The following is a 19,239-nucleotide window of genomic DNA, read 5'->3' on the forward strand; positions in this document are numbered from 1 at the left end:
TTAACTTCACAATTATGTATACAATTATTGTATTAGGCGCGGGCATGGTAGGTAGTACTATGGCGGTAGATTTAGCTAAAAATCATTCTGTTTCAATTACTGATTTCAATATAAAAGCCCTAGAAAAAGCAACTAAAAAATGCAATAAATTAAAATCTATTCAGTTAGATGTAACTAATAAAGAAAAACTTCAACAAATAATTAAACCATTTGATTTAGTAGTTTGTGCTGTTCCAGGTTTTTTAGGTTTTGAAACTTTAAAAAACTGTATTGAAGCTGAAAAAAATGTGGTAGATATTTCCTTTTTTTCTGAAAATTCTTTAGAATTAAATGCATTGGCTAAAGAAAAAAATGTAACAGCCATTGTAGATTGTGGTGTTGCTCCTGGAATGGGAAATATTATTTTAGGTTATTATAATGAATTCTTAAAATTAACCGATTTCGAATGTTTGGTTGGTGGTTTACCAAAGGTTAAAAAATGGCCATTTAATTATAAAGCACCTTTTTCACCCATTGATGTAATTGAAGAATATACGCGTCCAGCAAGGTATGTTGAAAACGGTTGTATAGTTACCAAAGAAGCTTTAACCGATTGTGAATATGTAGATTTTGAAGGTGTTGGAACCTTAGAATCTTTTAATTCTGACGGATTGCGTTCAATTATTTTTACCATGCCGCATATAAAAAATATGAAAGAAAAAACGCTGCGTTATCCTGGTCATGTTGAATATATTAAAGTGCTAAAAGATAGTGGATTTTTTAGTAAAACACCCATTAAAATAAATGATTCAAGTATTTCTCCTCTTGATTTTACTTCAAAAATTTTATTTAATGAATGGAAATTAAACGACACCGAAGAAGAACTTACTGTGATGCGAATTACCTTAAAAGGAACCGATGAAAAAGGTGCTCAAAAAATAATAATTTACAATTTACACGATGCATATTGTACAATTACCAATACCTCATCAATGGCAAGAACAACGGGTTATACAGCAACCGCAGCCGCTAATTTATTTTTAGATGGTTTATTTACTGAAAAAGGTGTTTTTCCGCCAGAATTAGTTGGAAAAAATACCGCTTGTTTTAATTATATTTTAAACTACTTAGAAGAAAGAAATGTGTTTTATAAAAAAATTGAAATCTAGCTACATAGAAATTTTAACATTGTAGTTTTTTAAAACATCTTTATAATCTTTTGCTTCAAAATTTTCTCTGCTAAACTCTATTTTACGTGCATTTCTCATTTTAATATGTTTAATTGAACGCAAAAAACGACGCAATCCAGATTCATCTTTAATTAATAAACCTGGAACTTTTACCGATTTTCCATCTAAATCTTTAGCAACCATTGAAAAATAAGAAGAATTACAATGTTTAACTTCACCCGAGCGTATATTTTGAGATTCTACCCGAATACCAACTACCATTGATGATCGCCCAACATAATTTACACAAGCTCTTAAAGTAACCAATTCTCCAACTTCAATTGAATTTAAAAAATCAACTCTGTTTACAGATGCAGTTACACAATATTGCCCTGAAAATTTTGAAGCTGATGCAAATGCAGCTTTATCCATTAAAGATAAAATATGGCCTCCATGAATTTTTCCACTAAAATTAGAATGTGAAGGCAACATTAACTCTGTTAAAATTACTACTGAATCATCAGACGTTTTAAAATTATTATTCATAAATATTATTTCTATCGGTTTTTTCAACTTTGGTTACGTAATATTTTGTATCACCCAACCAAAAAAAAGTTTTAAAACGCTCTTTATAAGTTAGTCTAACATAAGCGCCTTGATAATCGCCTAATTGTTGAATTAATTTTTTTTCGTGATCTTCAACCGAAAATTTAAATATTTGTCCTTCAGAAACTCCTTGGCTAATTTCGCCTTCCCAAGTTTTAAAAATTACACCTTTATGGCTAAATTTCACCAATTCACCAGCTCTGTAACCTTCACTATAGGTAATGTAATAAATAGCTAAAAAATATAATGTACCTCCTATAAGTAAAATACCTAACACCCAAAATAGAAACTTTTTCATAGTAGTTATTTAAAAGAAATTCAGTTAAATGAATTTCAAAGTTAATTTTTTAAATAGAATACACGTATAATTCGACTGTTTTTTACAAATAAATAACAAATTGTTAATTAAATATTGCTTTGTTAATTTTGATAGTTAAGCCTTTTTTAGTGCTTCTAAAATTCTTTTTGAAGTAACTGGCATTCTATATACTCTTGCACCAGAAGCATCAAAAACAGCATTTGCTATAGCGCCACCAACACAAATAATTGCAGGCTCTCCACCACCTTGTGGTTTTGCATCCATTTTATCTCTAAAAACACAGGTTATTTCAGGTGTTTTTGAAAATTTATTAATTTCATAATTTTTGAAATTTCTAGTTTTTACGTTTCCACCACTGAATTCAACTTCTTCAAACAAAGCGTATCCTAAACCCATAGTAATACCACCTTCAGTTTGAACTGTTGCTCCGTGTGGATTTACAACTTGCCCCATATCTTGAGCACATACAATTTTTATAGGCTGAACTTCTCCTGAATTTTTATCTACAAACACTTCGGTAATAATTGCCACACAAGTACCTGCATCTTCTCCTAATGCAATACCAAAGCCATGGCCCTCTTTCTTTTTCCGATTCCAGTCAAAAGTTTCAGCAGCCAATTGAAGTGTTGCAGTCATATTTAAATGGTCCAAGTTTTTTAACCTAAATGCCAACGGATCCATTCCTATTTTATAAGCAACACTATCAATATGAGATTCTCGTGCAAAAGTGGTTGAATTATTTCCGGGAGCTCTCCAAGCACCAGTTCCAACTGGATGAACACTTTGATTTTTTAATTTATTGGTATGACTATCACCTTTTACATTTTTTTCATTAAACATCCTAGTTCTATGGTTTTCAATACCATAAAAAAGCGATGTTCCACGAGTTCCTGCGCAATAAATATCAAAATCCCACATGGTTAATTTGCCTTCTTTATTTACTCCTGAAGTAACATTCATTACAGCTGCTGGCCTAAATCTATCATACATAAATTCTTCTTTTCTACTCCAAACCAATTGTACAGGTTTTCCGCAGGATTTTGAAATTAAAGCGGCTTCAATAGCTTGTTTGTTGTAGATTTTTCCACCAAAACCACCGCCAATAAAAATTTGTTTTACGTGTACTTTTTCAAGCTCAATATGTAAGGCATTTGCCAATTGCTTTTGCAAACCAAAAGGTGTTTGTGTTGAAGCCCAAATAATTAACTTTTCACCTTCAAAATAGCAAGTTGCGGAATGGGTTTCCATAGGCGCGTGTGCTTTATAACCATCGTGATATTTTTCTTTTAAAATGGTTTTTGAAATTGCTCTTCCAATGGTTAAATCCCCACCATCTTTAAATACATTATAATCTGTGATTTGGTCTTCTAAATGTTGAAAAATAGTATCAGTATCAGTAGTTGGTTCAGGTGTATTCCAAGTTACTTTTACTTTTCGAGCAGCTTTATTGGCAATTTCTAAATTGTTATGCACCACCGCAACCAAATCGCCTTCATTAATTAATGTGATGCCTTCAAAAGTTGTCAATTCTGAAGCATCAACAGCTATTTTTTTTGAACCATAAACAGCTGGCCTAACAACTTTGGCATACACCATTTCTGGTAATTTAATATCTCCTGAATATTGGGCTTTTCCGGTAACTTTTGACAACGCATCTGTACTTATAATTGACTGTCCTATAAGTTTAAAATCGCTCGACTTTTTAATTTCTGGCTTTGTAGAAAGGCTTTTAACTATTTTTTTCCCTTTGGTAATTTCAGCAAACGTAATTTTTTTTGAAGGATTATTTTTAACAAAAATAACACCCTCTTCAATGGTTAAAGCCGTTTTAGTTACTTGTAACTTTTCAGCGGCTAAATCCAATAAAATTTCACGAGCTTCAGCAGCAGCAGCTCTTATTACTGGATCGGCAAAACGCGTGGTTAAGGAACCCCAAGTTCCGGCGTCATACGGACATAATTCTGTATCGCCCATCACCATATCAACAGCATAAATTGATACTTGTAATTCATCGGCCAATACTTGTGCTAAAGAAGTAATAATTCCTTGACCCATTTCAATTTTCCCAGTGTAACAATCTACACGTCCATCTTCTTTTACTCTTAAATATGCATTGAAATTTGAAAGATCTTCCTTATCATTTTGTCCCCAGCCATTTAACAACGATAATTTTCCGATACAAAAAACAACAATAATTCCGCCACCTAATTTTTTTAAGAAGTCACGTCTATCTAACTGAATAGGTTCATTTACATCGTTAAAATATAATTCATCAATTTTTTCAGGTTTCATAATTAAAAGTTTTTATTCATTTCTATTCCAGCTAATTGAATGGCTTCAACAATTCGATTGTACGATCCACATCGGCATAAATTTTCTTCCATTCCGTTGATTACTTCATTGCGTGTTGGTGTTGGGTTTTTTAGTAACAATCCGTAAGCATTCATAATCATTCCCGGCGTACAAAATCCGCATTGCAATGCATCTTTTTCAACAAATGCTTTTTGAAGTGGATGTAAATTTCCGTTTTCTTCCAAACCTTCAATAGTTAAAATAGTTTTATTTACAACATCTTCAACAGCTAACATACACGATCTTAAAGCTTCATTATTAATAACCACAGTACAAGCACCACAATCGCCTAAACCACAGCCAAATTTTGTACCTGTTTTATCTAAATATTCTCTAATAACTGTTAATAAAGATTCATTTCCTTCAACCTCAACAGTGACTGGTTTACCATTTAATGTAAAACTAATAGATTGTTTCATTTTAAAAATTACTTATCATTTATCCTTTAAAATTACTCAATAATTCAATAATTATCTAAGCTTCGTTTAGTTAAAAATCACCAATTCTGTTATTTAAAATTATTCTAATTTATAATTTCAACTAAAACCTGTAACATTTTGTAAAAATTAACAACATATTAATTGAGAACGATTTTTAAGATTTTTAAAAATTGTATCTTTAATAACTATTTTAACCTTTAAATTTTTTGAAAAATGATTGGATCGTATGTTTTTATTTTTATTGTTGTTGTACTAGTTGCCACTGGTTTATTTACCGTAAAACAACAAACAGTTGCTATTATTGAACGTTTTGGTAAATTTCAAAGTTCAAGAAATGCCGGCCTTCAATTAAAAATACCGATTATTGATAAAGTAGCCGGACGTGTAAGTTTACGTGTGCAACAATTAGATGTAATTGTTGAAACCAAAACCAAAGATGATGTTTTTGTGCATTTAAAAATATCGGTTCAGTTTTTAATTAGACCCGATCACGTATATGATGCTTTTTACAAGCTTCAAAATCCTGATGAACAAATTACCGCCTTTATTTTTGATGTGGTGCGTGCTGAAGTTCCAAAAATGATTTTGGATGATGTTTTTGAAAAGAAAGAAGAAATTGCCTTAGCTATTCAACGTGATTTAAAACAAGCAATGCTTAATTATGGATATGATATTATTAAAGCTTTGGTAACAGATATTGATCCTGATGAAAAAGTGAAAATTGCCATGAACCGAATTAACGCTGCTGACCGTGAAAAAATTGCTGCACAACACGAAGGTGATGCACAACGTATTTTAATTGTTGAACGTGCCAAAGCAGAAGCTGAAAGTAAACGTTTACAAGGAAAAGGTATTGCAGACCAACGTAGAGAAATTGCACGTGGTTTAGAAGAAAGTGTGGTAGTTTTAAACAGAGCTGGTATTAATAGCCAAGAAGCTTCTGCATTGATTATTATTACCCAACATTATGATACGTTACAAAGTATTGGTGCTGATACAAAATCTAACTTAATTTTGTTACCGAATAACCCGAATGCTGCTAGTACTATGTTGAATGATATGGTTACAAGTTTGGTTGCTGCTAATAAAATGGTTGAAACGGATGCAGCCATAGCTGAAGTCACTAAAAAAACAAAAAAGTAACATGATAGTAACAACAACAAATACATTAGAAACACATACTGTGAAAGAGTATTTAGGTATTGTAACTGGTGAAACTATTATTGGCGCTAATATTTTTAAAGATTTTTTTGCCGGAATTAGAGATATTGTTGGCGGACGATCTGGTTCTTATGAACGCGTTTTAAGAGAAGCTAAAGACACTGCCTTAAAAGAAATGCAAGAACAAGCACAAAGACTTGGTGCAACTGCAGTTATTGGTGTTGACTTAGATTATGAAACCGTTGGACCAAACGGCGGCATGTTAATGGTTACCGCCTCAGGAACTGCTGTTAAATTTTAATATTTAAGTTATCAAAATAATAAGATTCTGAAACAAGTTCAGAATGACATATTTTAAAAAAAAAATCCTGTACAAATTGTACAGGATTTTTTTAATTTATAGTGTTATTAACTATTTTTTTTCTTTAACTTTTTTACTCTCATCCTCTTTATCTTCATCTTGAGTAGCTTTTTTAAACTCTTTTATTCCGCCTCCAAGACCTTTCATTAATTCTGGTAATTTTTTACCCCCAAACAATAATAAAATTGCCAAACCAATAATTATCCATTGCCAAGGACCAACCATTCCTAAAAATATAGTAAGTGCATTCATTTTTTAAAATTTTGAGTTACAAAGATAGTAATTAATTCAAAACTAAGTTCATCTTTTAAAAACTCAGTTTATGTAAGCTTTTTTATCAATTATTTTTGTTCAATTTTACCACCAATAACTTTCTTTGTTTTTAAAGCTTCCGGATTTCCTTTGTAATAAATAGTTCCTCCAAAATTAACTTTAGCGTCTAACATTTCAGAAACGGTAACTTCAACCACTGCTCCTGCAGATGATACTGCTGTTGTTTGAATACTTTGAACTTCAAAACCTTTATAAATTCCTCCAGTATTTGCTTCAATTTTTTGATTTTGAACTGTACCTTCAATATCAATAATTCCTCCTGAAACACATTTAACAGTTAAATATTTAATGGCTAATGACATTTCAATATGTGCACCTTCTTGTGTTTTTAATTCTAAATGTTGCTGCTTTATAATTTCATTAGAAAAAATATGTGAGCCTTCATTAGCATCTAAAGTTGCAATATTATCTTGATAATATAATTTTATAGTTACATCATCGTATTTAAATCCTTCAATAAGTTTTAAACTAAACTTTAAAGTTCCATTTTTATTTTTAACCGAAACCTGGTTGGCTTTAGTACCTGTAACTACTACCTTTGTTTCATTAGCTTTTATCAATTCAACTTCTAAGCCACTAAAAACTTTTAAGGTGTTAAAATCACCTAATTTTGTTTCTATTGCTTCTTGTGAAAACAGCAGTGATGTTGTTAATAATAGTAATAATGTTAATTTTTTCATTCTTAGTATTTATTATTTTAAGTTATCAATTACTCGTTTCACTTTAGCTTGAATTTCAATTGCTAACTTACCAAGTTTTTCATTTTCTACTGAATTCATAGCAGCAATTGGATCAACAGCTGAAACTTCAATATCACCATTTTCATGGGCTTCAACAATAAAATTACAAGGAAGAAAAACACCTATTTTATCTTCACTTTTTAAAGCTTCGTAAGCAAATTGAGGATTACAAGCACCTAAAATGGTATACTTTTTAAAATCAACATCAATTTTATTTTTTAATGTTTTATCAATGCTAATTTCTGTAAGCACTCCAAAACCCTCTTTTTTTAATTCGGCTGTAGTTAATGCTATAGCCTCATCAAATGAAATGTTTCCTAAAATTTTACTAAAATAATAACTCATCCTATTCAGTTTATATTGATATATATAACTAACAAATTAACCAATAATTGTGCCTTTTTAAACTTATTTTTCTACTTTTTCAAGTAAGGTAAAATCTAAATGTTTACGTTCTAAATCGGTGTGTTTTACTTTAATTAAAACGTGATCTCCTAATTGGTATAAATTTTTGGTAGCTTGACCAACTAAAGCATATTGCTTTTCGTCAAATAAATAATAATCATCTTTTATTTCACGAATACGGACCATTCCTTCACATTTATTTTCAATAATCTCAACGTAAATTCCCCATTCGGTTACTCCTGAAATTACACCCTCAAATTCTTGATCTTTATGATCGGCCATGTATTTGACCTGCATATATTTGATAGAATCTCTTTCAGCTTTTGAAGCTAAATATTCTTGGTTGGAAGCATGCTTACATTTTTCTTCATACGCTTCAGCTTTTGGAGATTTTCCTCCGTCTAAATAATGCTGTAATAAACGATGTGTCATTACATCAGGATAACGACGAATTGGTGATGTAAAATGACTGTAATAATCAAAAGCCAATCCGTAATGCCCAATATTTTCAGTGGTATAAACAGCTTTACTCATAGACCGAACTGCCAACGTTTCAATCATATTTGCTTCGCCTTTTCCGTGTACATCTTTTAATAACTGATTTAAGGTTGAAGACGTTGTTTTTTTATCTTTTGTATCAATTACATTTTTATACCCAAATTTACTTACAATGGTTTGTAATGAAGCTAGTTTATCTAAATCTGGCTCATCGTGCACACGATATATAAATGTGTTTTTACTTGGTACTCCTTTTTTACTTCCTATAAATTCAGCCACTTTTCTGTTGGCCAACAACATAAATTCTTCAATTAATTTATTAGCATCTTTAGCTTCCTTAAAAAATACACCTATAGGCTCTGCTTTTTCATTTAAATTAAATTTAACCTCTACTCTATCAAAAGTAATAGCACCTTGCTGTAAACGTTTCTTTCGAAGTTTTTTGGCTAATTCGTTTAATTTTAAAATAGCTGTTACAATTGCTGGCTGCACTGTGTATGCTTCACCTGTTATTGAAATTTCTTGTGAAACTTCACAATTTAACTGCTGGTTGAGCGAAGTAGAAACCTCTTTCTCAGTATTTTTTTCAATAATTTCTTGTGCTTCTTCATACGCAAAACGCTTATCAGAATACGTTACTGTTCTTCCAAACCACTCGTTTAACACATGCCCTTTTTCATTCATTTCAAAAACAGCTGAAAAAGTTAATTTTTCTTCATTAGGACGTAAAGAACAAACTCCGTTAGACAATACTTCTGGAAGCATTGGAACCACACGATCTACTAAATAAACCGATGTTGCTCTTTCATAAGCTTCATCTTCAATAATTCCTTTTTCTTCAACATAATGTGAAACATCGGCAATATGAATTCCTATTTCATAGTTTCCATTTTCTAATACTTCAAAAGACAAGGCATCATCAAAATCTTTCGCATCTTTCGGGTCAATGGTAAAGGTTAAATCTTTATGCATATCTCTTCTTTTTGAAATTTCTTCTTCAGTAATTTCAAACGATAATTTACCCGCTTCCTCTTCTACATTATCAGGAAATTTATACGGTAATCCATATTCTAATAAAATAGAATGAATCTCAGTTTCGTGATCTCCAGGCATTCCTAAAACCTCAACAACTTCTCCAAACGGATTTTTAGAATTTGTAGGCCAGTCGGTCATTTTAGCCAATACTTTTACACCATCTTCAGCACCTCTTAATTTATTCTTCGGAATAAAAATATCAACATACATTTTTGAATCATCAGGTACTAAAAAACCAAAGTTTTTATTGAGTTGTAATACGCCAACAAATTCGGTTTTTGCACGTTGAATTATTTCAACAACATCACCTTCTTGTTTACTACTATTTCTACGGTTATATAAATAAATTTTTACCGTATCCTTGTCTAAACCTTTGTTTAAGTTTCGCGACGGAATGTAAATATCTTTCTCTAAATCGTCACAAACAAAATAAGCATTTCCATTACTAGTAGCATCTAAAATACCAATATAATATTTGTCTAATGGAATAATTTTAAACTTTCCACGCTCTACTTCATCAACTTTTTGCTGGCCTTTTAATTCTTCTAATTTTTGAATAATTTGATTTCTCCCATTCGCATCTGTAATTTCTAATTTAGCTGCTATTTGCTTATAATTTAAACTTTTATTAAAATCTTGATTTAATAATTTTAGTATATTTCTAGTTAAATCTTTGATAACGTTTCCTTTCTTTTTATATATTTTTTTCTTCTTCGACATTAAATTCATTTTTTTAATTATTTCAAAAGTACTATTTTTTAAACTTGATTGTGTTAATAAAACCTTATATAAACTTGAATTTGTATTTTGCATAAAATTTGATTTTTTAAATTATGCCAAAACAATGGTTTGTAATTGTGAATCCTACTTCAGGAAACGGTGCTTCAAAAAAGCAATGGCCACGTATTTATAAGGAATTAAAATCGCAACAATTTCAATTCGAATATGTATTTACTGAGCATAAAAATCACGCAATAGAATTGGTAAAAAATGCTATTGATAAAGGGTTTACAAAAATAATTTGTGTTGGCGGAGACGGCACGCTTCATAGTGTTGTTAACGGAATTTTACGATTAAATATTCCTATTATTTCCGAAGTAAAAATTGGCGTAATTCCTATTGGAACTGGAAACGATTGGGTTAAAACCTACGGTATTTCAACCAATTATAAAAAAGCAATTGAAATTTTAAAAACCGAACATACTACACCTCAAGATATTGGTAAAATTAACTTAACTAACACAAATACAAATATTTACTTTAATAATTTAGCCGGAATTGGATTTGACGGGTACGTTGTTAACAAAGTTCATAAGTATAAAAATTTAGGTTCTTTAGCTTATTTAGCCGGTGCTTTGTTAAGCTTGTTTAGTTATAAAAAACCATTGCTTGAAATTAGTTTTAACAATACCGTTTTAAAACAAAAAACCTTGTTGCTTTTTATTGGTATTGGTAAGTATTGCGGTGGCGGAATGCAACTAACGCAAAAGCCTGATCCTTTAAACGGTTTATTTGATATTTCGTTTGTTAAAAACATTTCATTAGTACAATTACTTATAAATATTCCAGCTTTTTTTAATGGAAAAATTACCCAACATAAAATTGTTGAAAACTATAAAACTTCTGAATTAAAAATTAAAGTAGCAGCTAACCAAGAAGCTTATATACAAGCAGATGGAGAATTGATTGGTTCAGGTAGTTTTTCAGTGAGTTTACTTCCAAAAGCATTGACTTTTATTGTACCTAAAAAATAAATTGTTAAAAAAATCTTAAAAAAATTGTAACGAACTCAAATTTTTTTCGTCTTTATTATATACAAGACATTAATTATGAAAAGGTTGTATAAAATTATTGTGTTATTTGTTATTATTTTTATCGTAGGAATTTTCCTATCTATAAAAACAATCAACAGTTCTTTTTCTTCTGAAGATCATATAGAAACTGTTTCGCTTCCATCAACAGCTTTAAAACTTTCAATTCAATTATAATTTAATACTAATTTTTTAAAACTATAAAATAGTTTTAAGAAGTACTACTATTTTAAAAGAGTCAATTCTAGTGTAGTTTTAAACTTTATGAACATATATATATATTATAAAAAAGAATTTTAAAAATTTAAAAAAATATTTTTTGTTATTATAGTGTGTTAACATGTACAATAAAAAGATGAATTTAAATTTTGATATATCACTTATAGAATACTATGAACATTTACTAAAACTTTAAACACTTAATAATCAATAAAATTATAGTAGTTATGAACAGTGTGTTCATAGTGTTAGTTAACAGCTTTTTTGTATAACAATTCGTGTTTACGATGTTAACAACCATTCAAAAACTGGTTAACAACTTTAAATGAAAAATCAATAAATAAATTTGCATAATTCATGTCAGTTTTTGCATTAGACTTTTATTTAGATATATCAAAAAATAGTTTTCTTTTTTAAGGCTAAACTTATCCACAATGTTAATAAAATGTAAAGCTATTGTAAATCAGTTTTTTAAAAAATGCTATTAACAATTAATTTTTTTACTGTTAATAAGCGTGAATTTGTATTTTTGTGCTCTAACTTATTAACAAAACATATTTATGGTAATTGCAATTGGTAATGATCACGCAGGTACAGAGTACAAATTCGAAATTATTAAATTATTAGAAAGCAAAGGTATTAAAGTTTTAAACTTTGGAACCGATACAAATGATAGTATGGATTATTCTGATGCAATACATCCAGTTGCTGATGCTGTTGAATCTGGTAAAGCTACGTATGGTATTATTTTATGTGGAAGTGGTAACGGAGCTCAAATGACAGCTAATAAGCACCAAGGTATTAGAGCTGGTTTGGTTTGGAACAATGAAATTGTTGAATTAATAAGATTACATAACAATGCTAATGTGTTAACCATTCCTGCACGTTTTGTATCCTTACAACAAGCTTTAGATTTTGTTGAAATATTTTTAAATACAGAATTTGAAGGCGGTCGTCACCAAACACGTATTGATAAAATACCAACAGGTTGTTGTTAATCAATTATGAATTAAAAATTACGAGTTACATTTAACGATTATTAATTAGAGAAATGAGTCACAATCACTCACATCACCATCCAACGCTATCTGGTAAAAATTTATTACTCTCAATTATATTAAATATCATCATTACAATAGCACAATTGGTTGGTGGTTTTATATCGGGAAGTTTAGCGTTAATATCTGATGCTATTCATAATTTTTCGGATGTTATTTCTTTAATAATAAGCTATGTAGCAAATATTTTAGCAAATAAAAAGAAAACAAGTGAAGCGTACACTTTTGGTTACAAACGAGCCGAAATTTTTGCTGCTTTTTTCAATGCGATTTCTTTAATAGTAATTGCAGTTTTTTTAGCAATTGAAGCTGTTAAACGTTTTTTTACTCCTCAAGAAATTCAAACAGATTTAGTAATATGGTTGGCAATTTTAGGAATTGCTGTAAACGGATTTAGTGTTCTTTTATTAAAAAAAGATGCTACACATAATTTAAATATGAAATCTGCATATCTACATTTATTAACAGATATGTTAACTTCAGTAGCTGTTTTAATTGGTGGTTTATTAATGAAATACTACCAAATTTATTGGATAGATGCCATATTAACTTTAATTATTTCAGGATATTTAATTTATATGAGTTGGGATATTTTAATAAAATCGGTTAAAATATTAATGCTTTTTGCTCCTGAACATATTAAAATTGAAGAAGTTGCTTTGGAAGTACTAAAAATTGAAAGCATTAAAAACATTCATCATGTTCATATATGGCAATTAAACGATCACGGCACACATATAGAAGCTCATATTGAATTTGAAAAAGATATTAAGCTTTCTGAATTTGATGTGATTTGCGAAAAAATTGAAAAATTATTATTAGATAAATACGGTATAGATCATTGTAATTTTCAACCAGAATTTATCAGAGACGATGAAAAAGATTTAATAAAACAAGATTAATAATGTTTGAAGTTATCATTAAATCCTTTTCACAACTTTCAACCAATGAATTGTATGTAATTTTACAATTAAGAAGTGAAGTTTTTGTGGTTGAACAAGACTGTGTGTATCAAGACATTGATTTTAAAGATCAAAAAGCGTTGCATGTTTTGGGTTTTAAAAATGATAAATTGATAGCCTATACACGTATTTTTAAATCCGGAGATTATTTTGAAAAAGCAAGTATTGGAAGAGTTGTTGTTAAAAAAAATGAGCGTATTAACAAGTACGGTTATCAAATAATGAAAGCTTCAATTGAAGCTATTTCTACTTTTTTTAATGAAACTGAAATAAAAATTTCAGCTCAAAAATATTTAAAGAAATTCTATGAATCTCTTGGTTTTAATATGATTGGAGAAACGTATTTAGAAGATGGAATTCCGCATATAGGAATGATAAAAAAGTAAGCTATGAACAATTCAAAAGTTAAGATAAAAAGCATTAAAAATTTATCGGATAATTGGTATAAATTAGACAAGGTAGATTTTGATTACCAAACAAAAGATGGTAAATGGCAATACCAACAACGCGAATGTTATGATCGTGGTGATGGAGCCGCTATTTTACTCTACAATCCTTCAAAAAAAACAGTCATTCTTACCAAACAATTTAGAATGCCAACGTATCTAAATGAAAATGAAGATGGTATGATGATTGAAGTTTGCGCTGGTTTATTAGATGCTGATGATCCTTTAACTTGTATTAAAAAAGAAGCCGAAGAAGAAACAGGTTTTAAAATTGACCATCCAAAAAAAATATTTGAAATCTATTCTACACCGGGAGCTGTTACTGAAAAAATTCACTACTATATTGCTGAATATAGTGATGAAATGAAAATTAGCGAAGGTGGTGGTTTAGAAGAAGAAACCGAAGAAATTGAGGTAATAGAAACTGATTTTAACAATGCTTTAGAAATGATTTCAACAGGTGAAATTTGTGATGCCAAAAGCATTATTTTATTGCAATATGCTCAAATTCATAAATTGGTTGAATAAAATATCTAGTTAGGGTGCTACCAATCCACTTACTAATTTTTCAATTAATGCAATTAATTGGTTTGTTTTAATGGGTTTTGAAATATAATCGTTACATCCTGCAGCTACAGCTTTTTCTTTATCTCCAGCCAATCCAAAAGCAGTTTGTGCTATAATAATAACATTTTTATTAAATGTTCTAATTTGCTTTGTAGCTTCATAACCATTCATTTCTGGCATTTGAATATCCATGAGTATCACATCTATATCCGGATTTTTTTTAATTTTTTCAATAGCTTCAATTCCAGTTTTAGCGCTAATTATTTCGCTACTGATACCTTCAATAGCTATTGATAAAAGTGCTTCAGAAGTTTCATCATCTTCAGTAATTAATATTTTTAATCCATTAATTTTTGATGTAGTTGCATTTAATTCTTCTAAGGTATTTTCTACATTGGATATTGTTTTTTTTTCTTCAGTATATGGTAAAGTAACATAAAATGTAGAACCAATACCTTCTTCACTTTCAACTCTAATTTCACCACCTAAAATTTCAATAAAAGCTTTAGAAATTGTCAATCCTAATCCTGCACCTTGTCGTGCCATTTTATCATAAATATCAGCTTGAACAAAGCGTTCAAAAATAGCTTTTTTTCTATCTTCTGGAATTCCAATTCCGGTATCTTTTACGTAAAATTCAAGGTATTTTTCTTTTTTAATATATCCAAATTCAATAGTACCTTTAGCTGTGTATTTAATGGCATTTTTAACCAAATTTGTTAGTATTGCATATACTTTTTCAGTATCTGTTTTAATAATAGCTTTATTTTCTGGAAGTCCATTTTTAGCTATTAATGTTAAGCCTTTTGCTTTAACTTCGGGTTTAAAAAAATTATAGATAAATTCAATTTGATGATTAATATTAGTTTCTTCTAACTTCACCTTCATTAATCCAGACTCAATTTTAGAAATATCAACAATATTATTGATTATATTAAGCATTCTTTCCCCACTTTTTTCTATAATTTTAATGTATTCTTGCTGTTTATTACCCGACAAACTTGGGTTTTTTAATAAGTTTGAAAACCCAAGAATTCCGTTCATAGGAGTTCTAATTTCATGACTCATATTGGTTAAAAAAGCAGATTTAAGTCGGTCACTTTCTTCAGCTCTATTTTTAGCAACAATTAATTCTTTTTGTGTTTTTTTAAGTTCAGAAATATCATAAACAATAGAGTATAAAAGATCTTTACCTCCAACCCTTATTTTTTCTGAATACACTTCAACATCTTTAATAGCTCCATTTGCTATTTTATGTTTAAAATAAAAATGTTTCAATTTAGAAGAAAGTACATCTTTAATAGTTGATTTTAGTTCATCTAAAGGAAGGGTGTTTATTTCAGATAAACTCATTGAAGTAAGTTGCTTAAAAGTATATCCGTAAAATTGAACAGCAGCTTCATTTGCATCTACAATTAAGCCTGTTTCTGGATCTAGCAACAACATTACCGATTGATTTTTTTTGAATAATGAACCATAGCGAAGTTCACTTTCATTTAATTGTTCGGTTCGTTTTTTAACTAATTTTTCAAGATCTGTGTTAAATTCTTGAAGTAATTTTTCTCGTTCATCAACTTCTTTTGTGTAAAAGTTTATGGTTGTAGTAATTCTTTTTTTGAAATAATGTATTGTTAAAAAGGCAATAATAAGTGAGAACAGTAAAACCAATAAGATAATTGAAATTTGATTCCAAATCATTTTTTTTCCTTTTTCTAACTCTGCAGCTACAAGCGCATCTACATCATCAAGATAAATGCCTGTAGCAATAATCCAATTATATTTTTTATACAAACGTGCATAGGTAAGTTTTTGCGCTATTTTTTCGCTGTTAGGTTTTTTAAACCAGTAGTTAAAAAATAGTTTTCCATCCTTTTTTACGCCATTAAGTTCAGTTAAATAAGGTTTATTTCCTTTAACATCGGTCATGTTTGTTGATAACAACATGCCTTCGGTTTCATTTAAATTTGGATGTATTAAGCGTATTGCATAATTATCTCCTCCTTCGTAATTTAATATTTCATTCACCCATATATAACCCGAATTAATAAGTTTTGTATTATGAATATGTAAATATATTTCTTCTTTTACAATACTATCTATTGCATCTCTATTATGTAATAAATTTTGATTTTCTTTTTCTAATCTTGTCAATAATATGTGCTCTTCAATTTCAATATCTTGAATAATTGCATCAACTTGGGTTTGAATAAAATCTTTTTTTGATTGAATTAATAAATTTTCAAACTCACTAACTTGATATTTAATAAAATTTGAAGAATTTGTAAAAAGAACATAAAAGATAGTTGCTAAAAAAATTAGCGTGATAAAAGCAATTGAGATGTAAAAGGGTTTAACTATTCTTTTGGGCGAAAAAGACCTGTATTTAGTATCTAATTTATTCATTCATAGCTGTTTTATGAAATAAAGATATAAATATTTTTTTTAAAGTCTTTAATTTTTTTTTATACTATTTATGACATTTTCTCATATTTTATTAATGAAATTAGCGTTACAAAAGCCCAAACACCTTCTAATAGTATAAAAGGCATATAATTCATTAAAATAGATGCCAAACAAGCTAAACTTGCACCAATTAAATTTAATAAGATAAAAGATAAATCTTCTTTTTTAATTTTACCTAATACGTTTAATACGTACGCTAACAATATTTGAAAAACACCTAAAAAACCTAGCCAGTCTGTAGTTGTCATATTAAGATTCAGCAACTTTAACAACACGGTCAACTGTATCTAATTTAGATAAAGTTAAACGAACTATGCTATCTTCAACAGCAACTAAATCGTGTGGTACACTTGCTTCTAATGAAACCAAATCTCCTTTAATTAATTTGTAAACGGTACCTTCTACACCAAAATCAATTGCACCTTCAAAAATTTCAACAGTAATTGGAAAAGCAGTTTTATGCTCTTTCATTAGTTGCTCTTTTTTCATAACCACTCTAATTTCTTTGGTAGTTTCGGTTTCAAATAAAACAGAGATTGCTGCTTTATTTTCATTGTAAACTATATTTTCGGCAAGTGAAGATTTTTTCATAAGTATAATTTTACCAACCAACATATTTTGGTGGTTGAATGTTATTTAAATTCAAATATACAATTATTTGTCCGCGGTGGTGTGTAACGTGATCTTGCAATAAGTTTAAAATTTGCAATTTACTTTTTCTTCCTGCAAAAAAATCTACTTCAGTTGTTAAATCATTTAGCTGAACATTTTTTACAATGTTGGTAACCTTATCAAAAGCAATGGTTAATTCTTGAAGTATTTCAGCTTTTGTTTTTGGATTTATTTTTTCAGATTTCATGTAAGTTGAATCCACAAAATTTGTTTCACTTAACCAAATCATATTATTTCTAATATGAATTAATTGCTCCATAAACGTCATTTGACGCTCAGTTGGTTTGTAGTTATAACTTTCTTCAGGCATTGCTTCAGCAATTTCTAATAAGTAATTTTTAGAATTTTCCCACTTCAGTAAAAAAGCCGAAATAACATCGTTTTGCGCATTCATATTTAAATAAGTTAAAAGGGTAATTAGTAAAAATAGGGTGTATTTTTTCATATTAAAAACAGTTAATAGTTTTATAAACAAAGGCTAAATATAGTCAATACTTTTTTATATTTTAGCATCGAATAAATTAATAGATTTTAAAAGATTATGGCAGAAGACAAAGAAAAAGTTGCAAAATTAAAGGCATTACAATTAACACTTGATAAATTAGATAAAGCCTATGGAAAAGGAACTGTAATGAAAATGGGAGATGTTGCTATAAGTGATATTGAAGCTATTTCAACAGGATCTTTAGGATTAGATTTAGCTTTAGGTGTTGGAGGGTATCCAAGAGGTAGAGTTATTGAAATTTATGGACCAGAATCTTCGGGTAAAACTACGTTAACATTACACGCAATTGCTGAAGCTCAAAAAGCCGGTGGTATTGCCGCTTTTATTGATGCTGAACACGCTTTTGACCGTTTTTATGCTCAAAATTTAGGGGTTGATATTGATAATTTAATTATATCTCAACCAGATCACGGTGAACAAGCATTGGAAATTGCTGATAATTTAATTAGCTCAGGCGCTATTGATATTGTGGTAATTGATTCAGTTGCCGCCTTAACACCTAAAAGTGAAATTGAAGGTGAAATGGGTGATTCAAAAATGGGATTACACGCACGTTTAATGTCACAAGCTTTACGTAAACTAACAGGGACTATTCATAAAACAAATTGTACGGTAATTTTTATCAACCAATTACGTGAAAAAATTGGCGTTATGTTTGGGAATCCTGAAACTACAACGGGTGGTAATGCACTAAAATTTTATGCATCAGTTCGTTTAGATATTAGAAGAAGAACGCAGCTTAAAGATGGCGATAGAGTTATTGGTAATAGTACCAAAGTAAAAGTGGTGAAAAATAAAGTAGCTCCACCTTTCCAAATTGCAGAATTTGATATTATGTATGGAAAAGGAATTTCAAAAACGGGTGAAATTTTAGATTTAGCTGTTGAGTTTGGAATTGTAAAGAAGAGTGGCTCTTGGTTTAGCTATGGCGAAACAAAATTAGGTCAAGGTCGTGATGCTGTGAAAGGATTAATTTTAGACAATCCTGAATTAGCTGAAGAATTAGAAACAAAAATCAAAGATTTTATTAATAATCAGGAAGATTAATTTATAATCTTAATATTTATAAAATTAGAAGGAGGTACATTTAAAGTTACCTCCTTTTTTTATTCAATTTTGTTTATAAACTATTTTATAA

General features: G+C 29.4%; 22 protein-coding genes. 10 read left to right on the forward strand and 12 right to left on the reverse strand.

Annotation, left to right across the window (positions count from 1 at the left end; all coding sequences use genetic code 11):
- Nucleotides 1-14: 14 nt before the first annotated feature.
- On the forward strand, nt 15-1,148 hold the full coding sequence (locus CHB67_RS04325; protein WP_089380514.1) for a saccharopine dehydrogenase family protein: 1,134 nt from the start codon (nt 15-17) through the stop codon (nt 1,146-1,148).
- On the opposite strand, the gene CHB67_RS04330 is transcribed toward CHB67_RS04325, so the two are convergent.
- From CHB67_RS04330 to CHB67_RS04345, 4 genes are all read right to left on the reverse strand, one after another.
- Nucleotides 1,149-1,694: an acyl-CoA thioesterase gene (locus tag CHB67_RS04330; RefSeq protein ID WP_089380515.1), complete on the reverse strand. Its 546-nt coding sequence runs from the start codon at nt 1,692-1,694 to the stop codon at nt 1,149-1,151. It abuts the gene before it with no gap.
- Nucleotides 1,687-2,052 carry a 6-phosphogluconate dehydrogenase gene (locus CHB67_RS04335; RefSeq protein ID WP_089380516.1) on the reverse strand — a complete coding sequence of 122 codons (366 nt, stop codon included), beginning with the start codon at nt 2,050-2,052 and terminating at the stop codon, nt 1,687-1,689. The genes CHB67_RS04330 and CHB67_RS04335 overlap by 8 nt, the downstream gene beginning before the upstream one ends.
- A 135-nt stretch (nt 2,053-2,187) precedes the next feature.
- On the reverse strand, nt 2,188-4,365 hold the full coding sequence (locus CHB67_RS04340; RefSeq protein WP_089380517.1) for a xanthine dehydrogenase family protein molybdopterin-binding subunit: 2,178 nt from the start codon (nt 4,363-4,365) through the stop codon (nt 2,188-2,190).
- A gap of 2 nt (nt 4,366-4,367) precedes the next feature.
- Nucleotides 4,368-4,844, reverse strand: a complete 477-nt coding sequence (locus CHB67_RS04345) for a (2Fe-2S)-binding protein (RefSeq protein ID WP_089380518.1) — start codon at nt 4,842-4,844, stop codon at nt 4,368-4,370.
- A 234-nt stretch (nt 4,845-5,078) separates the two neighbouring features.
- On the opposite strand from CHB67_RS04345, the gene CHB67_RS04350 reads away from it, so the two are divergent.
- Nucleotides 5,079-6,008, forward strand: coding sequence for an SPFH domain-containing protein (locus tag CHB67_RS04350; RefSeq protein ID WP_089380519.1), 930 nt, complete (start codon nt 5,079-5,081; stop codon nt 6,006-6,008).
- A 1-nt stretch (nt 6,009) separates the two neighbouring features.
- A complete protein-coding gene (locus tag CHB67_RS04355; protein WP_089380520.1) occupies nt 6,010-6,327 on the forward strand; it encodes a heavy metal-binding domain-containing protein in 318 nt (105 codons plus the stop codon).
- A 111-nt stretch (nt 6,328-6,438) separates the two neighbouring features.
- Here CHB67_RS04355 and tatA read toward each other — a convergent pair whose 3' ends face one another.
- The 4 genes from tatA to CHB67_RS04375 form a co-directional block, all read right to left on the reverse strand.
- Nucleotides 6,439-6,639: a twin-arginine translocase TatA/TatE family subunit gene (tatA, locus tag CHB67_RS04360; RefSeq protein WP_089380521.1), complete on the reverse strand. Its 201-nt coding sequence runs from the start codon at nt 6,637-6,639 to the stop codon at nt 6,439-6,441.
- 89 nt (nt 6,640-6,728) lie between these two features.
- Nucleotides 6,729-7,400: a head GIN domain-containing protein gene (locus CHB67_RS04365; protein ID WP_089380522.1), complete on the reverse strand. Its 672-nt coding sequence runs from the start codon at nt 7,398-7,400 to the stop codon at nt 6,729-6,731.
- Nucleotides 7,401-7,412: 12 nt separating this feature from the next.
- Nucleotides 7,413-7,805, reverse strand: coding sequence for a DUF302 domain-containing protein (locus CHB67_RS04370; protein ID WP_089380523.1), 393 nt, complete (start codon nt 7,803-7,805; stop codon nt 7,413-7,415).
- A 63-nt stretch (nt 7,806-7,868) separates the two neighbouring features.
- A complete protein-coding gene (locus CHB67_RS04375; RefSeq protein WP_089380677.1) occupies nt 7,869-10,118 on the reverse strand; it encodes a ribonuclease R family protein in 2,250 nt (749 codons plus the stop codon).
- Nucleotides 10,119-10,231: 113 nt separating this feature from the next.
- Here CHB67_RS04375 and CHB67_RS04380 point away from each other — a divergent pair, with 113 nt between their 5' ends.
- The 6 genes from CHB67_RS04380 to CHB67_RS04400 all read left to right on the forward strand — a co-directional run bounded on the left by CHB67_RS04380 (nt 10,232) and on the right by CHB67_RS04400 (nt 14,422).
- Complete coding sequence (locus CHB67_RS04380; protein ID WP_089380524.1) at nt 10,232-11,152, forward strand: diacylglycerol/lipid kinase family protein; 921 nt, start codon at nt 10,232-10,234, stop codon at nt 11,150-11,152.
- 75 nt (nt 11,153-11,227) lie between these two features.
- Nucleotides 11,228-11,386: a hypothetical protein gene (locus tag CHB67_RS17160; protein ID WP_176461211.1), complete on the forward strand. Its 159-nt coding sequence runs from the start codon at nt 11,228-11,230 to the stop codon at nt 11,384-11,386.
- Nucleotides 11,387-11,988: 602 nt separating this feature from the next.
- The gene (locus tag CHB67_RS04385; protein WP_089380525.1) at nt 11,989-12,426 is read left to right on the forward strand and encodes an RpiB/LacA/LacB family sugar-phosphate isomerase; all 438 of its coding nucleotides are present in this window, start codon (nt 11,989-11,991) and stop codon (nt 12,424-12,426) included.
- A gap of 53 nt (nt 12,427-12,479) precedes the next feature.
- Nucleotides 12,480-13,388 (forward strand): cation diffusion facilitator family transporter, encoded by a 909-nt coding sequence (locus tag CHB67_RS04390; protein WP_089380526.1) that lies wholly within the window; start codon nt 12,480-12,482, stop codon nt 13,386-13,388.
- A gap of 2 nt (nt 13,389-13,390) precedes the next feature.
- Complete coding sequence (locus CHB67_RS04395; protein ID WP_089380527.1) at nt 13,391-13,834, forward strand: GNAT family N-acetyltransferase; 444 nt, start codon at nt 13,391-13,393, stop codon at nt 13,832-13,834.
- A gap of 3 nt (nt 13,835-13,837) precedes the next feature.
- Nucleotides 13,838-14,422, forward strand: coding sequence for an NUDIX domain-containing protein (locus tag CHB67_RS04400; RefSeq protein ID WP_089380528.1), 585 nt, complete (start codon nt 13,838-13,840; stop codon nt 14,420-14,422).
- Nucleotides 14,423-14,431: 9 nt separating this feature from the next.
- On the opposite strand, the gene CHB67_RS04405 is transcribed toward CHB67_RS04400, so the two are convergent.
- From CHB67_RS04405 to CHB67_RS04420, 4 genes are all read right to left on the reverse strand, one after another.
- Nucleotides 14,432-16,864 carry an ATP-binding protein gene (locus tag CHB67_RS04405; RefSeq protein ID WP_089380529.1) on the reverse strand — a complete coding sequence of 811 codons (2,433 nt, stop codon included), beginning with the start codon at nt 16,862-16,864 and terminating at the stop codon, nt 14,432-14,434.
- A 68-nt stretch (nt 16,865-16,932) separates the two neighbouring features.
- On the reverse strand, nt 16,933-17,172 hold the full coding sequence (locus CHB67_RS04410; RefSeq protein ID WP_089380530.1) for a CBU_0592 family membrane protein: 240 nt from the start codon (nt 17,170-17,172) through the stop codon (nt 16,933-16,935).
- A gap of 1 nt (nt 17,173) precedes the next feature.
- Complete coding sequence (locus tag CHB67_RS04415) at nt 17,174-17,515, reverse strand: cupin domain-containing protein (RefSeq protein WP_089380678.1); 342 nt, start codon at nt 17,513-17,515, stop codon at nt 17,174-17,176.
- Nucleotides 17,516-17,525: 10 nt separating this feature from the next.
- Complete coding sequence (locus CHB67_RS04420) at nt 17,526-18,041, reverse strand: DinB family protein (RefSeq protein ID WP_089380531.1); 516 nt, start codon at nt 18,039-18,041, stop codon at nt 17,526-17,528.
- A gap of 96 nt (nt 18,042-18,137) precedes the next feature.
- On the opposite strand from CHB67_RS04420, the gene recA reads away from it, so the two are divergent.
- Nucleotides 18,138-19,148, forward strand: coding sequence for a recombinase RecA (gene recA, locus CHB67_RS04425; protein WP_089380532.1), 1,011 nt, complete (start codon nt 18,138-18,140; stop codon nt 19,146-19,148).
- Nucleotides 19,149-19,239 lie beyond the last annotated feature (91 nt).

The sequence above is a fragment of the Lutibacter agarilyticus genome, assembly GCF_900188235.1.
Lineage (GTDB): Bacteria > Bacteroidota > Bacteroidia > Flavobacteriales > Flavobacteriaceae > Lutibacter > Lutibacter agarilyticus.

Excerpts from the sequence above, each read along its gene's own strand:
- CHB67_RS04325 (WP_089380514.1), top strand. The coding sequence starts at position 15 with ATGTATACAATTATTGTATTAGGCGCGGGCATGGTAGGTAGTACTATG.
- CHB67_RS04330 (WP_089380515.1), bottom strand. The coding sequence starts at position 1,694 with ATGAATAATAATTTTAAAACGTCTGATGATTCAGTAGTAATTTTAACA.
- CHB67_RS04335 (WP_089380516.1), bottom strand. The coding sequence starts at position 2,052 with ATGAAAAAGTTTCTATTTTGGGTGTTAGGTATTTTACTTATAGGAGGT.
- CHB67_RS04340 (WP_089380517.1), bottom strand. The coding sequence starts at position 4,365 with ATGAAACCTGAAAAAATTGATGAATTATATTTTAACGATGTAAATGAA.
- CHB67_RS04345 (WP_089380518.1), bottom strand. The coding sequence starts at position 4,844 with ATGAAACAATCTATTAGTTTTACATTAAATGGTAAACCAGTCACTGTT.
- CHB67_RS04350 (WP_089380519.1), top strand. The coding sequence starts at position 5,079 with ATGATTGGATCGTATGTTTTTATTTTTATTGTTGTTGTACTAGTTGCC.
- CHB67_RS04355 (WP_089380520.1), top strand. The coding sequence starts at position 6,010 with ATGATAGTAACAACAACAAATACATTAGAAACACATACTGTGAAAGAG.
- tatA (WP_089380521.1), bottom strand. The coding sequence starts at position 6,639 with ATGAATGCACTTACTATATTTTTAGGAATGGTTGGTCCTTGGCAATGG.
- CHB67_RS04365 (WP_089380522.1), bottom strand. The coding sequence starts at position 7,400 with ATGAAAAAATTAACATTATTACTATTATTAACAACATCACTGCTGTTT.
- CHB67_RS04370 (WP_089380523.1), bottom strand. The coding sequence starts at position 7,805 with ATGAGTTATTATTTTAGTAAAATTTTAGGAAACATTTCATTTGATGAG.
- CHB67_RS04375 (WP_089380677.1), bottom strand. The coding sequence starts at position 10,118 with ATGTCGAAGAAGAAAAAAATATATAAAAAGAAAGGAAACGTTATCAAA.
- CHB67_RS04380 (WP_089380524.1), top strand. The coding sequence starts at position 10,232 with ATGCCAAAACAATGGTTTGTAATTGTGAATCCTACTTCAGGAAACGGT.
- CHB67_RS17160 (WP_176461211.1), top strand. The coding sequence starts at position 11,228 with ATGAAAAGGTTGTATAAAATTATTGTGTTATTTGTTATTATTTTTATC.
- CHB67_RS04385 (WP_089380525.1), top strand. The coding sequence starts at position 11,989 with ATGGTAATTGCAATTGGTAATGATCACGCAGGTACAGAGTACAAATTC.
- CHB67_RS04390 (WP_089380526.1), top strand. The coding sequence starts at position 12,480 with ATGAGTCACAATCACTCACATCACCATCCAACGCTATCTGGTAAAAAT.
- CHB67_RS04395 (WP_089380527.1), top strand. The coding sequence starts at position 13,391 with ATGTTTGAAGTTATCATTAAATCCTTTTCACAACTTTCAACCAATGAA.
- CHB67_RS04400 (WP_089380528.1), top strand. The coding sequence starts at position 13,838 with ATGAACAATTCAAAAGTTAAGATAAAAAGCATTAAAAATTTATCGGAT.
- CHB67_RS04405 (WP_089380529.1), bottom strand. The coding sequence starts at position 16,864 with ATGAATAAATTAGATACTAAATACAGGTCTTTTTCGCCCAAAAGAATA.
- CHB67_RS04410 (WP_089380530.1), bottom strand. The coding sequence starts at position 17,172 with ATGACAACTACAGACTGGCTAGGTTTTTTAGGTGTTTTTCAAATATTG.
- CHB67_RS04415 (WP_089380678.1), bottom strand. The coding sequence starts at position 17,515 with ATGAAAAAATCTTCACTTGCCGAAAATATAGTTTACAATGAAAATAAA.
- CHB67_RS04420 (WP_089380531.1), bottom strand. The coding sequence starts at position 18,041 with ATGAAAAAATACACCCTATTTTTACTAATTACCCTTTTAACTTATTTA.
- recA (WP_089380532.1), top strand. The coding sequence starts at position 18,138 with ATGGCAGAAGACAAAGAAAAAGTTGCAAAATTAAAGGCATTACAATTA.